We start from the raw sequence: 13,262 nt of genomic DNA, 5'->3' as shown, positions 1-13,262 counted from the left end.
AATGAAATGTATTTCTAATTTTGAGCTGCTTGTTTTTTTCTCTGTCACCATACCATTGGTAATTTTACTGCGATCGCGCCGATTTTCCTAGAAAATAACTTAATTTGTCTACTCACCATCCAATTGATGCTTAATTATTCACTGGCATTTATAATTATTGACTGGATAAAATTATGTTAGTGTTTAAATTCTGTTACATTAAAAAATTAACTTTAACGAATAGTTTAAGTTAAAAAATAATCTTGCTAACTACTGACTGCTTTATTACTAACAGGTTTGGATTTTGATGGAGCTTGCTTGAAAAAAGCCAAAAAAATAGACAATGCCGAGTCTTAAAACGAGTCAGGTCGGCATTGTCATTTTTAAATCAATACAGTTCAGATAAGTTCAAAACCTAGATGTAGAGACGTGCTTGATCGCGTCTTGAAAGAGCAATTATCTACACCAATAACCTTTAACTCAAGCTTATTGAAACGGAGACGAAGACGCTCCAGATCCAATCAGGAATTAGGAGTCAGAAGTAATACACCTGACTATTAACTTGCAAACTGCTGTATGTGAATCTAAACTCCTGCAAGTAATCCGAACCATAGCGAAAAGTAATGAGCTTTTAGTTAAGTCCAATCAAAACTTGATTACTCCCATTCAATGGTTCCAGGTGGCTTAGAGGTGATGTCATAAACCACCCGATTCACCCCTTTTACCTCATTCACAATTCGAGTAGAAATCACTTCCAGGACATCATAAGGCACTCTCGCCCAATCAGCAGTCATGCCATCTTCACTGGTAACAATCCGCAAAACAATGGGGTAAGCGTAAGTACGTTGATCCCCCATAACGCCAACACTACGAATTGGCAGCAATACAGCAAATGCTTGCCAGAAATCATGATACATACCGCGTTGGTTAATTTCTTGCCGCACAATCAAATCGGCATCGCGCAAAATATTTAACCGCTCAGATGTAACTTCCCCCAGAATACGAATTGCTAAACCAGGCCCAGGAAAAGGTTGCCGTTGAACAATTTCTTCTGGTAAACCAATGGAACGCCCAAGTTTGCGGACTTCATCTTTAAATAGTTTCCGCAGAGGTTCCACTAATTTAAATCTTAAGTCTTTCGGCAAACCGCCAACATTGTGATGACTCTTAATTTTCACCGCTACCCGCTCACCAGTTTGGGGATCTACATTGGTGTCCGCTGATTCAATCACATCTGGATAAAGAGTTCCTTGAGCTAGATAGTCAAAGTGACCGAGGCGCTTGGATGTTTCCTCAAATACACTGATAAATTCGTGTCCGATGCGGCGGCGTTTTTCTTCAGGATCTGTGATCCCAGCAACTTTAGCCAAAAAGCGATCGCGGGCGTTAACATATTCAACAGGAATGTGAAACTGCTCTTGAAACAGCTTTACTAATCGCTCTGGCTCATATTTTCGCATAAAGCCTTGATCGATAAACACGCAAGTCAGTTGCTCGCCAATTGCTTTGTATAGTAAGAAAGCCAGGGTAGAAGAATCCACTCCACCAGACAGCGCCAACAGCACCCGCTTTTCACCAACTCTGGCGCGAATTTCTCGAATTGCCTCTTCGACAAAAGCCGCTGTTGTCCAAGTGGGTTCGCAATCGCAGATATGGTAGACAAAATTACGGATTAATGCTATACCACCAACAGAATGCACCACCTCTGGATGGAACTGAACGCCGTAAAGTTTCTTTTCGTGGTCAGCAATAGCAGCACAGGGAGTATTTTCTGTATGTGCCAGCAATTCAAACCCTGATGGCATTTGAATAACTGAGTCTCCATGACTCATCCACATGGTAGTGCCATCTTCAACATTAGTAAGCAAATCTGTGGGATCATCAATATATAATGAGGCTTTGCCGTATTCACCTCGATCAGCCTTTGCCACTTCCCCACCGAGTTGGTTCACCATCAACTGCATCCCATAGCAAACACCCAAAACGGGTATTCCCAAATTCCAGATTTCTGGGTGACAATGGGGAGCGTTATCACCATAAACTGAACTTGGGCCACCTGAGAGGATGATTCCCTTGGGATTGAGTTGGCGCAAATGTTCAGGAGTAGTGCGATAGGATAAAACTTCAGAGTATACTTGAGTTTCGCGGATGCGACGGGCAATCAACTCAGAATATTGAGAGCCAAAATCCAGAATTACAATCAATTGGCGATCAAGTCTCCCAAAATTTTCCAATGTTTGGGGCGCTTGTTCTGTTGGTAGAGTCACCGCTGTATTCATGACGGGAGAGTTTATATCTGTTAAGGATAGATAGATGCTTTGTGGTCTATGGTGATGCTATTATTCAGCCTTGACAGGCTGATAATGGTATAGAGAGCCTTTACAAACGCGAGCTTATGTGCGTTTGTCTAGTCCCGGAGTCGGAGATGGTATTAGAACGATAAACTTACCCGAGAGTGGTTACTTAAAGGATTATTTATTTGGATTGTTTACGATTATTCATAATAAATTAACATAATTTTCCCATCAACAGACCAGCAGTTTTACTCTTCACGATAATTTTGCGATCGCGATCAAAGAGAATAGAGCCACAGACTGTTACTCTTGTGCCGCTTTCGCTATGACTTTGGATGTATTCTTGGGAACGAACATCGATAGTTTCGGCGATCGCACTGTAAACTTGATTTACCCAATCACTACCAGTTGCAGCATCTAGGGATTTTAAGTGTGTTAGTGCTGCTTCAGCAGTTGCACTGTTAAACACAGCTTGGATATCTGGTGATTTTAAACCTGCGATCGCACAGTGGGCTGCTAAAATTTCCCGCCGTCCATCAGCTAAGTAGTGATGGGTGTGAAAAATCCCTCCAGCCAGTTTCATCAGCTTACCGTGATAGCCAAATAATAAAATTTCTTTTACACCCAGCACATCAGCTTCTACTAACATTGGGCCAAGCCAGTTAGCAGTTTTGACCAATTGCTCAGGATTAATCCCTAGTTTACGCGCCAAATCTAGGCCATTCTCCCCAATACAAAATACTAAACTCTCAAAACGACTGGCTTTATTTTGTAATTCCGCTCGAAAAACTGCAAGCTGATCTGGTGTACTCAAAGGTTGAGAAATACCGGTTGTGCCTAAAAGGGAAAGTCCTTCAACCACACCAAAAGCAGAATTTGAAGTTCTAACAGCAAGCGATCGCCCTTGGGGTAAAATTATCGTCACCGTAATTTTTTCCCCAGGTGCTAGCATCCGTTGCAAATTCTCTTGCAACAGCCTTTGAGCATAAGCATAAATAGCTGGCTTGTCATTAGCATTAACCTGTCTGCCAATTCCTTCCCCACCTTTAATAATTACAGCCTTACCCTGTTCTCGCCATTCCACCAACGCCCAAATCGGTGTATCTTTAGTCAGGTCAAGATTATCACCAGGATCGCTGCGAGCGATCGCTAAAGCTGTATTCTCAGACAGTCCTGCTACCTGTTCAATGGGGATTTCTGCGATTTGAGCGGGTTCAATCAAATCTACTGATGCTATGCTTAGGGGTTGGCGATCGCGTAACCAATGTAAAGCTGCAACAGCAGCAGCACAGGCAAAGACGGGAAGTGTGTATCCAGAACGGGACATTTTTTAGTCAAAAGAATTCTTCAAAATTGTTCTCGCAGCGTCTGGTAGAAAAGACAGTTTCAGACGGCAATTTAGACCTCAACTGTAGCTTACTTCCTTCAAGGTACGGCAAATAACCTCTCGGCGTTCGGCTTCAACGCCGTGTTAGCCTTCGTCACCAAGCATTTTGATGATGTGTTTGGCAAGCTGTTCCTTAATTTCTCTATGCCTTGGAACAGGTTGAGATACCTTCGTTCTTGGGTTCTGATACCAGTCATGTTTGCCACCATGACGAATAAATACACAACCGATTTCTTCAAGGCGTTTTATCAAGTCCCGTCGTTTCACGATACCTCAAGTTCAGCCACTCTTCGGATATTGGGGATTGTCCCACTGGTTAATTCTTTGTAAATATCAGTTAAGTTCTCCTTCAATTCGTTTTCGGTTTCTGCCTGAGTCCAGTAGTCTGGATACTCCTCTAGATAGCCAAGCCACATCTCCTCATCTTGCCAGTAAACATATTTCTTGGTTGTCATAGGGTGAAAGACTTAGGAACTTCTTTAACTATGCCAACCATCTTATCAAACTGGGCGATCCGCCCTATCACAGTCGTCCAGAGTGCTGTATTATCGAAATTTTCATCCGCAAGTAGTTTTAACATGCTTCGTGTGCTGCTTTGCGGGTAAGCAAGCGATCGCGTAAGCCTTGTGGGTCAAAATTCGCTTGATTTATTGCCCGAATCTCTTGTGATTGCTGCCGTCGCTGTTGCAAGTAGGCTTCTACTTCTGGTTGATGATTGAGGTAGAAGGCGATCGTAGCGTAAACGTCAGCCAAATTCAGCGACGGATAGCGATGAACAATTTCCTCTGCTGTTGTGCCTTGCTTAAAGAAAGCAACCACAGTGTCCAATGTGACGCGGGTTTTACCGACGAGAACTACACCATCCTCATTCGATTTTAAAGGAGCAGCTTCAGCCATAATCGATAGTGTCATGAACGCCTTCCAATTCATTGCTTTGATAGTAGCAAACCTTAGTCTGCTGAAAGCACATAGTTAGACTGCCTACACAAATAAAAACTGCCGAGCATCTATTCAGGCAGTATGATTAACCCTAAAGTTTTAACGTGTTGGGCTTGTTAGGCTGTGTCGCCATCTGTAACTTGTAGCATTGACTTAATTAGTGCCCTTAGCACCTTATTGACCGATTCTGGTGTTGTAAAAACTTGAGCTACATCTTCATCTAAAACCACAACTTTTAGCAGTTGCTTTCTACTTTGAGTAGCAAAGCGGTTGGGCTTCGCCTTTTTATAATCAAAGTGGTACTCAGCTAAAAGCTCGTCATCTGAATTGTATGACTCCTCAAAAGGCGTTTTGTTCATAATCTTCACGCTCCCTTGGAGTGACTAAACGGGCACTGATAATGCGAATCGCATTAGAACGTTCGGTGAAAGAAATTAATAGCAAGCGATTGTTTCGGGAGTGTCCAATAATAATCTCTCGCTTCTCACCTACTGAGTGAGCTTCATCATCAAAAATAACTGCCAGCATATTATTAAAGACGGTCTTAGCCTCTTCAAAGCTGACACCGTGCTTTGTTAGGTTAGCTGTTGCTTTTGACTCATCCCACTCAAACTCCATGTCTAAATCATATCTGATTATTCACAGAGCCAAGCAATCCTGTGCAAAGGTCTGCCATTTCAACAATAAGTTCCCCAACTTCAAACAAGAAACCATAGTACTCAAATCTATACAAGCCATCTAACTGTTTAGTTGACGAAAGTTTCTGATGAAGTTCTTGCTTTTTTGGATCAAGATGTGACAGGTCATCAAAAGTTCTAGCTTTGAAGAGATCAAGTAGCGATAAATCAGGAATTTCTGGAACACGAGTGATCACTGATAGCGAAGCGTTAGAGAGTCTTCTTTCAAGGGAAAACGAGCGTCACAGCCCGTCGTAGACATCGTTCCATCAACAATCTCAAAGTCAGCCGTGCCGCAAAATTACGAATTAGTTAAACTCCCACTTCTAATAATAGAGCTTCCATAGCTTCCCAAGAAATTCCTTGTTTAATATAACGCGGTGCTTCAGGATTGTAAGGACTGGCTACTCGGTCAATATTGAGGATGTTTGCCCCATCTGGTAGAACTGGTACATCTGCATCAAATGCCGTTGGGCGCATCAAAGAACTGGAAAAGCCTTTGAAAATAGCAATTGTATCTTGCTCATCGGCAATTACCACCGTTACAATTAGGACTTCTTGGGGGCGTTTAGCGGTGTATTGTTCCAGTCTCTTGCCAATGGAATTCATTTTTTTAAGAGTAGGGGTAAGGTGGTGCAGCGACGGTTACTGTGGTGTGGCTGAACGTCCCTGCTTGCCCAGCTTAATCAAAACAAAATAGCTTAAGTAAAGCACATAAATTACTAAACTAGTTATGCCAAGAAAACCTAAGAACTCAGCCTTGCTGTTAGCATGAAAATATTCTTTGAATAGTAACGGAGCCTCGAACCAGACACGACAATAGGGAGTCTTGAGCATATTGGCAGAAAAAGCACAACCCAAAAAAGGGATAAAGGCTAGTGTGCCCAAAAAACAATAAACAGTTGTCGCCCAGCGCCAAGAGGTAAAAATAAATTTCAAAGAACCACTGGTTTGATACTCAATTTCGTCGTTGATATCCACCCAGAACCACAACGAAATCGGGATCAAAATCTGAGCTATCAACCCAGAGATAAAGCTAACTGGATACTGGGCAATCATTAAGTAAATCGTGATTGCTACCAGGCTTGATACTCGCCAGTATATAGCCAATAAGCGTTGTATGCCTTCCGCTTTTTGCACAAATGCCCAAATCAGAAGAATTAGCGGAATAATTACCAGGAATAATACTGCCAGTCGGTAATCAATCCAAACAAAAGGTCGAAACCAAATATTATAGTCCATATTTTTTCTCAAACAATAGATAAAAAAGAAGTCAGGAGTCCGAATAAATCAAGTTGTATTTTATACCGCTTTCTGATTGGATACTGCTAAATAAAGCAGGGGGTTTTAAACCTTTTTATTCAGGAGTCAGTCAGACTCCAATTCATCCTGAATTCTTCTTGATAATAGTTTATTGAACCTCGTATGACTAGAAGTCACGAGTATTACAAAAAATTTATAGGGGCGTACAAATGTACGCCCCCACTGCCAAGTAATTTGTTGTTTAATTTATGAAAATCGCAACTTATCTCTTTGGAAGAAGCCTATTGATTCAAATAAAGAGTTTATTTTTTTTACGATTAAAATCGGTAGCTCTAAATAAAACGCTTGCAAGTGGAGGATATTGGTGAGTTTCCGCATCCCCCACTCTGGGCGTCTTCTTTAGCTAATCCTGGTTGTTTGGTTAGCAAACAACAGAAAATCTAGGTATCTCAATTTCTAGTCGTCGTAAACCCGGCATTCAATGGCATCTGGGTTGTCATCACAATACTGTTCTAGAGAATTTTTTGGCTTGCTTTGGCGCTTGTGCGAAGCTTCGGCTTGCAATTCTTCTACTGCATCCCAAGCAGCAGCACACTCTGGTGAGTTGCTACCGTTAATATCACAGACAGTACGCGCTTGTTCCACTTCTTCTTGAATTTTCTCTTGGATGTCGCCTTTTGCTGTTTCTTGGATGTTTGTCATTGCTTTAGTCTCGTTGTGTGTTGTTAATACTAGTATAGAAAATGTTCAGAAATGGCAGTTTTTCGCTTGATTACTAACCATTCTAACCATTTAGCCGATCATAAGTTAGTGTTTTAGCCCATTGATTTATAACCAAAACAGCAAGCTACCGTATCTATAATGCATTTACCTTTATTTTTTAAGATTTTGTGGAATTAGTAGCATAGATAAATAATCATACAATATATTTAGATGCCTATATTAGGGAATGACAACCCCAGCTTCTTGGGATGGAGGAGACAAAGGGCTGGCATCAATTCTTGTAAGATGCAATTCTTCCCAAAATAAAAAGTCAAAATCTATTAGCCTAAAAAGAGAAAGAAGCTCAAAACTCATGGCAGACCAAATGCAGTGGGCAAATGCCCTATCAACCCGTCATTCTCTGGAAGCCGCTGTTACAGATGTGGTAGAACGAGCTGTTTCATCGTTAACAGTACCTGCGGATCTAGGACTGGTATTCATTTCGTCTGCTTTTACGAGTGAGTATTCCCGACTGTTACCTTTGTTAGCTGAAAAACTTTCTGTGCCTGTGCTAATTGGCTGTAGTGGTGGTGGTGTAATTGGGACGACAGTTAGCGGAGAAACCCAAGAATTGGAAGCTGAACCAGCTATTAGCTTGACTTTAGCATACCTTCCAGGAGTGAAAATTCAAGTTTTTCATGTTGTTGCTGAAGAATTACCTGACTTAGACAGTTCGCCAGATGCTTGGCTTGATTTGATCGGTGTGCCACCATCACCGACACCGCAGTTCATCTTGCTGTCTAGTTCTTTCGCCTCTGGAATCAACGATTTGTTGCAGGGGCTAGATTTTGCTTATCCAGGATCGACGATCGTGGGGGGACAGGCTAGTGGTGGAGGTATGGGTGGTCGTATTGCCCTTTTTTGTAACGATACTAACGGTGAGGAACAGCAAAACTTGTATCGTGAGGGCACTGTTGGTATAGCTTTGACTGGTAATATTGTTTTAGAAACGATTGTCGCCCAAGGATGCCGACCGATTGGCAAACCATTGCAAGTCACAAAAGCCGATCGCAATATTATTCTAGAGTTAGATGAGCAAGTGCCTTTGGTGGTGTTGCGAGATTTGATTGCCAGTCTCAGCGAACAAGAACGAATTTTAGCACAGCACTCTCTGTTTGTTGGTGTAGCAATGGATGAATTTAAGCTGGCTTTGCAGCAAGGAGACTTTTTAATTCGTGGTATTCTTGGAGTCGATCCCAATGCTGGGGCGATCGCAATTGGCGATCGCGTCCGTCCCGGTCAAAGGCTGCAATTCCACCTCCGCGATGCCCAAGCCTCTGCTGAAGACCTCGAATTACTCCTCCAAAGTTATCAACATCAACGAGAATCTGAACCCTCAGCTGTAGCTGCTTTGATGTTTTCTTGTCTGGGACGAGGTGAAGGACTCTATGGTAAACCTAACTTCGATTCTGAACTATTTCAGCGCTATCTTCACGATATTCCTATAGGTGGCTTTTTCTGTGGCGGTGAAATCGGCCCTGTTGGTGGCAGAACCTTTTTACACGCCTATACCTCAGCATTTGGAATTTGTCGCCAAAATCAGTAATCAGTGCTGAGTGATGAGTGCTGAGTGTTGAATCACCCTGTAACTCTTAACTCTTATTCAGCACAAGTGTGCTGTTATTATCAATCAGCGTCAAAGTTCCAGCAGTGGTGATGCCTGGATGGGGCTGTGATGCACTATATGTCTGAATATAGCGCCGCACTTCTGGGGGAAAATGAGGGTAATCTAACACCGCATCCCCATCAGCAATGGTTGCCCAGAAGTCGCGCAAACCAGGAGCTAATTTTTTTGCCTGTGATAATGGTAAGTTTAATGGAGACTGAGTTAGTAGCTTGATTAGGAAAGGGAAAGAGCGATCGCCCATCCACTGCCTTGATGACTGTTGCAAGTCGGGGAACTCAGGCACTGACTCTACCCGATGGGATAAAATTTGCAACGATTCTTTACCTTGGTTATCCCGATGGAACTCTAGCACTCGGTAAGGGTGAGGATAGCTAACTAAAGAACCAGTGGTAATATCATATACTCCATCTGAGTAAGCAATATCCTGAACGTGCAAATGCCCCGTAAACACTAGCTTGACTCCGTAGTGCCTCAACAGCTGCAATAGTTCTGCTGAATTGGACAACATATAGCGATTTGCCAGTGGATGGTTCGATTGATTGGGCAAATGTTCCACTACATTATGATGCACCATCACCAAAACTAAGTCATCACCAGATGCCGCCAGCACCTCTTCTAACCACCGTAGCTGTTTGGCATCCAAACACCCCACTTGCTCTCCCTGGTCATTAAAGGAGTTAGAATTTAGTCCAATCAGCTTAACTCCAGGCAATAATTGACGAATGTAGTAAATTTGCCGTGGATCTTCATAGCCAAACTTCGTGTAATAGTAGGGAAAATCTGCAAAAGCAATTGATTGCTGATCAGCCAACAGCACAGGAACGTCATGATTACCAGGAACAACATAAACGGGAAAAGGTAGCTGGGCTAAACATTGTTGCAACCAGGCGTGGTTCTCTGGTTCGCCGTGCTGGGTTAAATCTCCTGGCAATAACAAGAAATCTAAATCGAGTTGTGTTAAATGTTCTAGTACACTCTTAAATGCTGAGATACTTACTTCCACCAGATGAAACCGGCTGGGATGATCCCAGATTGTGTGAGGAAGTGCCAGGTGTAAGTCGCTGACTACGGCAAAGCGAAAATTGAGAGCCATTGATTTATGAAATTGTTAAAAGCAGGGGTTCAAATAAGCCTTTTCCCAAAAGTATAACGCTTGCTTTGTTTCCCTGCGTAGGAGTGCGTATACTTAATATTTGTATACATTAAGCATTGATTACACATTGTGGTGACAATTGACTTAAGGGTTAATCATAAGCATTTAATCTCCAAAAATTATTGGAAATTTGATTGCTAAAAATTATTAATTAACGCTCGAATAACTGGGTGATGATTTCTATCTGCACCTAAACAAATAATTAATGGGTAATAATTCAATAGTGTTAGTGGTACGAAATGCGATCGCATATCTCATTGTAGACATCGCTTTGTTTTCTGCTACTCCCCTTTTCGATAAAATAACTGAGCAGATCGGTAAAGAACAGGTTCAGAATCATGGCTCAAGCTAGTATTGGGATTATAGGTGGTAGCGGTCTTTACAAAATGGATGCGCTCAAAGATATCGAAGAAGTGCGAGTCGAGACTCCTTTTGGTTCACCATCTGATGCTTTGATTCTGGGGACTTTGGATGGTACACGGGTAGCTTTTTTAGCGCGTCATGGCCGCAATCACACGCTTTTACCCTCTGAGTTACCGTTTCGTGCTAATATCTATGCGATGAAGCAATTGGGTGTGAAGTATTTAATTTCAGCTAGTGCTGTGGGTTCCTTGAAGGAAGAGGCGAAACCACTGGATATGGTGGTACCAGATCAGTTTATTGACAGAACTAAAAATCGAATTTCAACGTTTTTTGGTGAGGGAATTGTTGCTCACATTGCCTTTGGCGATCCAATTTGTAAAAACTTAGCTGCTGTATTGGCAGATGCGATCGCATCTCTCAATTTACCAGAAGTTACTCTCCATCGCGGCGGTACTTATGTGTGCATGGAAGGGCCAGCTTTTTCCACTAAGGCAGAATCCAATCTTTACCGCAGTTGGGGTGCAACAATCATTGGGATGACGAATTTACCAGAGGCGAAGTTGGCAAGGGAAGCGGAAATTGCATACTCAACTTTAGCACTGGTAACAGATTACGATTGTTGGCATCCAGGCCATGACACTGTGACAGTGGAGATCGTAATTGGCAATTTGCTGCGGAATGCGGTGAATGCTCAAAGGGTGATTCAAGAAACTGTGCGGCGCTTGAGTGAAAATCCACCCCCGAGTGAGGCACATTCGGCGTTGCAACATGCGATTTTGACTCAATTGGATAAAGCACCAGCAGCGACGAAGGAAAAGTTAGGGTTATTGTTGCAGAAGTATTTGTAGTATTGCAGATGAATGAGTGATGTCTATCATGGGCGTAGCTGCGTCACTTTCTCAGATTACAGCAAGAGCGATCACACGTAAATATATAAGCTGTCGTCACCAAAATCATGATTTTCATTGACAAAATCGTGATTTTCATTGACAAAATCGTGATTTTCATTGACAAAATCGTGATTTTCATTGACAAAATCGTGATTTTCATTGACAAACTCATGATTTTCATTGACAAACTCATGATTTTTGTTATAAAGCTTTGCTTGTTCCTTGTGTCTAGCAAATGATAGTGCGTAGGCGTAGCCCGTCGTAGACATCGCACCATCATCATGAAATCATACAGGCGATCGCTTTATTTGAGTTAGGGCATAGGCGTAACCCGTCGTAGACATCGCTCCTTACTCAAATCTCTTTGTGACAGACAAAACCACGCTGATATAATACCTGTCTATGTTTGATAACGTCTGTCGTTTTTTAGCAGAGTCATTTTCAGCCGATTTCGCCACCTGGTTACTTGGCGAATCTATTACACTCACCCAACTCAGTCCATCAGAATTATCCCTCGAACCGATTCGAGCAGATGCGTTAATTCTGTTACAGTCAGATGAAATTGTTCTGCATATCGAATTCCAAACCGAAGCAAAAGCCGAAATTCCCTTTCGGATGACTGATTATCGGTTAAGGGTGTATCGCAGATTTCCCCGAAAGCGGATGCATCAAGTTGTCATTTACCTGCAACCCACCACATCCGAATTAGTCCAACAAACAGCTTTTGTTTTAGAAAATACTCGTCATGAATTTAGAGTCATTCGTCTTTGGGAGCAACCAAACGAGATATTTTTAAATACACCTGGTTTGTTACCGTTTGCAACCCTCAGTCAAACTGAGGATAAAACGCGAACATTACAACAGGTTGCACAAGCCATTGAGCAAATAAACGATACCCGGATACAAAGTAATATTGTTGCGTCAACGGCAATATTGGCTGGGTTAGTATTAAACAAGGAACTGATTAAAAGGTTATTACGGAGTGATGCTATGCGCGAGTCTGTAATTTATCAGGATATTTTGCAGGAAGGAGCTTTATCGATTATTATGCGACTACTTCATCGTCAAGTCGGAACTATTCCACCTGCACAGCTATTGAAAATTCAAGCTTTAGACTCAACACAGTTGAATGATTTAGCTGAGGCTTTACTTGATTTTTCGGGTTTAACCGATTTAGAAGCTTGGTTAGCGCAAAATCAAGGTTAGTGATGCTATGCGCGAGTCTGTAATTTATCAGGATATCCAGCAGGAAAAAGCTTTATCGATTGTTATACGACAACTTCGCCGTAAGGTCGGAACTGTTCCACCTGCACAGTTATTGAAAATTCAAGCTTTAGACTCAACACAGTTGGATGATTTAGCAGAGGCTTTACTTGATTTTTCGGGTTTAAGCGATTTAGAAGCTTGGTTAGCGCAAATTCAAGGTTAATACAGCAGAATTGGGAAGTAAAACAAGCTCTAATGAGCGATCGCACTTTCTGAAATTACACCATAACTGAAATTATACAGGCGATCGCACTTCCTCAGATTACAGCAAGAGCGATTGGCTAATCGCTCATCACTAAAATCTCTTTGCGTAGCTCAATCAAAAGACCTCTCCCTGGTTTTACTACGCAAAACCGTCCCTCTCCGACTCGGAGAGGGACATACTTGAACTAAAGTTCAAGGCAGGGAGAGGTTTCTCACCTGCGTGTGCCAATATCATCACATAGATGCTTATCGCTTTCATTCACATTGGGGTTGTTTTGCAAATAATCACGCACCCAAGCACAACCCTTAACCATTAAATCATCCAAATTGAGATTCCACAGCTTCACCGTGTTGTCTAAACTGGCAGAGGCAATGGTTTGACCGTCGGGGCTAAATGCCACGCTATTAATAGAACTGCTATGACCTTGGAGAGTTTGTAACAGTTGCCCGTTGCGATT

The 13,262-nt window shown here is 42.2% G+C and carries 19 protein-coding genes; 4 read left to right on the top strand and 15 right to left on the bottom strand.

What is annotated here, in order from left to right:
* Positions 1-635 precede the first annotated feature (635 nt).
* From guaA to V7L12_RS13850, 12 genes are all read right to left on the bottom strand, one after another.
* Positions 636-2,258: a glutamine-hydrolyzing GMP synthase gene (gene guaA, locus V7L12_RS13905; protein WP_335084854.1), complete on the bottom strand. Its 1,623-nt coding sequence runs from the start codon at positions 2,256-2,258 to the stop codon at positions 636-638.
* 229 nt (positions 2,259-2,487) lie between these two features.
* Positions 2,488-3,600 (bottom strand): cobalt-precorrin-5B (C(1))-methyltransferase CbiD, encoded by a 1,113-nt coding sequence (gene cbiD / locus V7L12_RS13900; RefSeq protein ID WP_335084853.1) that lies wholly within the window; start codon positions 3,598-3,600, stop codon positions 2,488-2,490.
* A gap of 144 nt (positions 3,601-3,744) precedes the next feature.
* Positions 3,745-3,927, bottom strand: coding sequence for a type II toxin-antitoxin system HicA family toxin (locus V7L12_RS13895; RefSeq protein ID WP_334851548.1), 183 nt, complete (start codon positions 3,925-3,927; stop codon positions 3,745-3,747).
* Positions 3,924-4,115, bottom strand: a complete 192-nt coding sequence (locus V7L12_RS13890) for a hypothetical protein (protein WP_335084851.1) — start codon at positions 4,113-4,115, stop codon at positions 3,924-3,926. Before V7L12_RS13890 ends, V7L12_RS13895 begins: the two co-directional genes overlap by 4 nt.
* Positions 4,112-4,240 carry a hypothetical protein gene (locus V7L12_RS13885; RefSeq protein WP_335084849.1) on the bottom strand — a complete coding sequence of 43 codons (129 nt, stop codon included), beginning with the start codon at positions 4,238-4,240 and terminating at the stop codon, positions 4,112-4,114. Before V7L12_RS13885 ends, V7L12_RS13890 begins: the two co-directional genes overlap by 4 nt.
* Positions 4,234-4,572 (bottom strand): DUF433 domain-containing protein, encoded by a 339-nt coding sequence (locus V7L12_RS13880; protein WP_335084848.1) that lies wholly within the window; start codon positions 4,570-4,572, stop codon positions 4,234-4,236. The genes V7L12_RS13885 and V7L12_RS13880 overlap by 7 nt, the downstream gene beginning before the upstream one ends.
* Positions 4,573-4,715: 143 nt before the next feature.
* The gene (locus tag V7L12_RS13875) at positions 4,716-4,958 is read right to left on the bottom strand and encodes a hypothetical protein (RefSeq protein ID WP_335084846.1); all 243 of its coding nucleotides are present in this window, start codon (positions 4,956-4,958) and stop codon (positions 4,716-4,718) included.
* On the bottom strand, positions 4,939-5,217 hold the full coding sequence (locus tag V7L12_RS13870) for a BrnT family toxin (RefSeq protein WP_335084844.1): 279 nt from the start codon (positions 5,215-5,217) through the stop codon (positions 4,939-4,941). The genes V7L12_RS13875 and V7L12_RS13870 overlap by 20 nt, the downstream gene beginning before the upstream one ends.
* A gap of 7 nt (positions 5,218-5,224) precedes the next feature.
* Positions 5,225-5,473: a hypothetical protein gene (locus tag V7L12_RS13865; RefSeq protein WP_335084842.1), complete on the bottom strand. Its 249-nt coding sequence runs from the start codon at positions 5,471-5,473 to the stop codon at positions 5,225-5,227.
* A 115-nt stretch (positions 5,474-5,588) separates the two neighbouring features.
* The gene (locus V7L12_RS13860; RefSeq protein ID WP_335084841.1) at positions 5,589-5,885 is read right to left on the bottom strand and encodes a DUF7734 family protein; all 297 of its coding nucleotides are present in this window, start codon (positions 5,883-5,885) and stop codon (positions 5,589-5,591) included.
* A 36-nt stretch (positions 5,886-5,921) separates the two neighbouring features.
* Positions 5,922-6,518 (bottom strand): DUF3177 family protein, encoded by a 597-nt coding sequence (locus V7L12_RS13855; RefSeq protein ID WP_335084839.1) that lies wholly within the window; start codon positions 6,516-6,518, stop codon positions 5,922-5,924.
* 477 nt (positions 6,519-6,995) lie between these two features.
* Entirely contained in the window at positions 6,996-7,241 is a 246-nt protein-coding gene (locus V7L12_RS13850; protein ID WP_069074399.1) for a Calvin cycle protein CP12, read from the bottom strand.
* Between the two features lie 373 nt (positions 7,242-7,614).
* Between V7L12_RS13850 and V7L12_RS13845 the strand changes: the two genes are divergently transcribed.
* On the top strand, positions 7,615-8,847 hold the full coding sequence (locus tag V7L12_RS13845) for an FIST signal transduction protein (RefSeq protein WP_335084837.1): 1,233 nt from the start codon (positions 7,615-7,617) through the stop codon (positions 8,845-8,847).
* 46 nt (positions 8,848-8,893) lie between these two features.
* Here V7L12_RS13845 and V7L12_RS13840 read toward each other — a convergent pair whose 3' ends face one another.
* A complete protein-coding gene (locus V7L12_RS13840; protein WP_335084835.1) occupies positions 8,894-10,021 on the bottom strand; it encodes a metallophosphoesterase family protein in 1,128 nt (375 codons plus the stop codon).
* A gap of 398 nt (positions 10,022-10,419) precedes the next feature.
* On the opposite strand from V7L12_RS13840, the gene V7L12_RS13835 reads away from it, so the two are divergent.
* On the top strand, positions 10,420-11,292 hold the full coding sequence (locus tag V7L12_RS13835; RefSeq protein ID WP_335084833.1) for an S-methyl-5'-thioadenosine phosphorylase: 873 nt from the start codon (positions 10,420-10,422) through the stop codon (positions 11,290-11,292).
* A gap of 71 nt (positions 11,293-11,363) precedes the next feature.
* Here the strand turns inward: V7L12_RS13835 and V7L12_RS13830 are convergent, their stop codons facing one another.
* Positions 11,364-11,603: a hypothetical protein gene (locus tag V7L12_RS13830; protein WP_335084831.1), complete on the bottom strand. Its 240-nt coding sequence runs from the start codon at positions 11,601-11,603 to the stop codon at positions 11,364-11,366.
* 133 nt (positions 11,604-11,736) lie between these two features.
* On the opposite strand from V7L12_RS13830, the gene V7L12_RS13825 reads away from it, so the two are divergent.
* The gene (locus V7L12_RS13825; RefSeq protein ID WP_335084829.1) at positions 11,737-12,540 is read left to right on the top strand and encodes an Rpn family recombination-promoting nuclease/putative transposase; all 804 of its coding nucleotides are present in this window, start codon (positions 11,737-11,739) and stop codon (positions 12,538-12,540) included.
* A gap of 7 nt (positions 12,541-12,547) precedes the next feature.
* On the top strand, positions 12,548-12,763 hold the full coding sequence (locus V7L12_RS13820; protein ID WP_335084827.1) for a DUF4351 domain-containing protein: 216 nt from the start codon (positions 12,548-12,550) through the stop codon (positions 12,761-12,763).
* A 253-nt stretch (positions 12,764-13,016) separates the two neighbouring features.
* On the opposite strand, the gene V7L12_RS13815 is transcribed toward V7L12_RS13820, so the two are convergent.
* On the bottom strand, positions 13,017-13,262 hold a 246-nt coding region (locus V7L12_RS13815; RefSeq protein WP_335084825.1), incomplete at its 5' end, for a WD40 repeat domain-containing protein.

Source organism: Nostoc sp. (genome assembly GCF_036918245.1).
Taxonomy (GTDB): Bacteria; Cyanobacteriota; Cyanobacteriia; order Cyanobacteriales; family Nostocaceae; genus Nostoc.
Note: the sequence above shows the minus strand (reverse complement) of the source record. Positions and strands in the feature narration are given on the sequence as shown.

What these genes read in the sequence shown, in the direction of transcription:
- V7L12_RS13870 (WP_335084844.1), bottom strand. Translation starts at nt 5,217, where the DNA reads ATGGAGTTTGAGTGGGATGAGTCAAAAGCAACAGCTAACCTAACAAAG.
- guaA (WP_335084854.1), bottom strand. Translation starts at nt 2,258, where the DNA reads ATGAATACAGCGGTGACTCTACCAACAGAACAAGCGCCCCAAACATTG.
- V7L12_RS13845 (WP_335084837.1), top strand. Translation starts at nt 7,615, where the DNA reads ATGGCAGACCAAATGCAGTGGGCAAATGCCCTATCAACCCGTCATTCT.
- V7L12_RS13860 (WP_335084841.1), bottom strand. Translation starts at nt 5,885, where the DNA reads ATGAATTCCATTGGCAAGAGACTGGAACAATACACCGCTAAACGCCCC.
- V7L12_RS13825 (WP_335084829.1), top strand. Translation starts at nt 11,737, where the DNA reads ATGTTTGATAACGTCTGTCGTTTTTTAGCAGAGTCATTTTCAGCCGAT.
- V7L12_RS13835 (WP_335084833.1), top strand. Translation starts at nt 10,420, where the DNA reads ATGGCTCAAGCTAGTATTGGGATTATAGGTGGTAGCGGTCTTTACAAA.
- V7L12_RS13880 (WP_335084848.1), bottom strand. Translation starts at nt 4,572, where the DNA reads ATGACACTATCGATTATGGCTGAAGCTGCTCCTTTAAAATCGAATGAG.
- V7L12_RS13820 (WP_335084827.1), top strand. Translation starts at nt 12,548, where the DNA reads ATGCGCGAGTCTGTAATTTATCAGGATATCCAGCAGGAAAAAGCTTTA.
- V7L12_RS13855 (WP_335084839.1), bottom strand. Translation starts at nt 6,518, where the DNA reads ATGGACTATAATATTTGGTTTCGACCTTTTGTTTGGATTGATTACCGA.
- V7L12_RS13885 (WP_335084849.1), bottom strand. Translation starts at nt 4,240, where the DNA reads ATGTTAAAACTACTTGCGGATGAAAATTTCGATAATACAGCACTCTGG.
- V7L12_RS13830 (WP_335084831.1), bottom strand. Translation starts at nt 11,603, where the DNA reads ATGTCTACGACGGGCTACGCCTACGCACTATCATTTGCTAGACACAAG.
- V7L12_RS13850 (WP_069074399.1), bottom strand. Translation starts at nt 7,241, where the DNA reads ATGACAAACATCCAAGAAACAGCAAAAGGCGACATCCAAGAGAAAATT.
- V7L12_RS13840 (WP_335084835.1), bottom strand. Translation starts at nt 10,021, where the DNA reads ATGGCTCTCAATTTTCGCTTTGCCGTAGTCAGCGACTTACACCTGGCA.
- V7L12_RS13875 (WP_335084846.1), bottom strand. Translation starts at nt 4,958, where the DNA reads ATGAACAAAACGCCTTTTGAGGAGTCATACAATTCAGATGACGAGCTT.
- V7L12_RS13890 (WP_335084851.1), bottom strand. Translation starts at nt 4,115, where the DNA reads ATGACAACCAAGAAATATGTTTACTGGCAAGATGAGGAGATGTGGCTT.
- cbiD (WP_335084853.1), bottom strand. Translation starts at nt 3,600, where the DNA reads ATGTCCCGTTCTGGATACACACTTCCCGTCTTTGCCTGTGCTGCTGCT.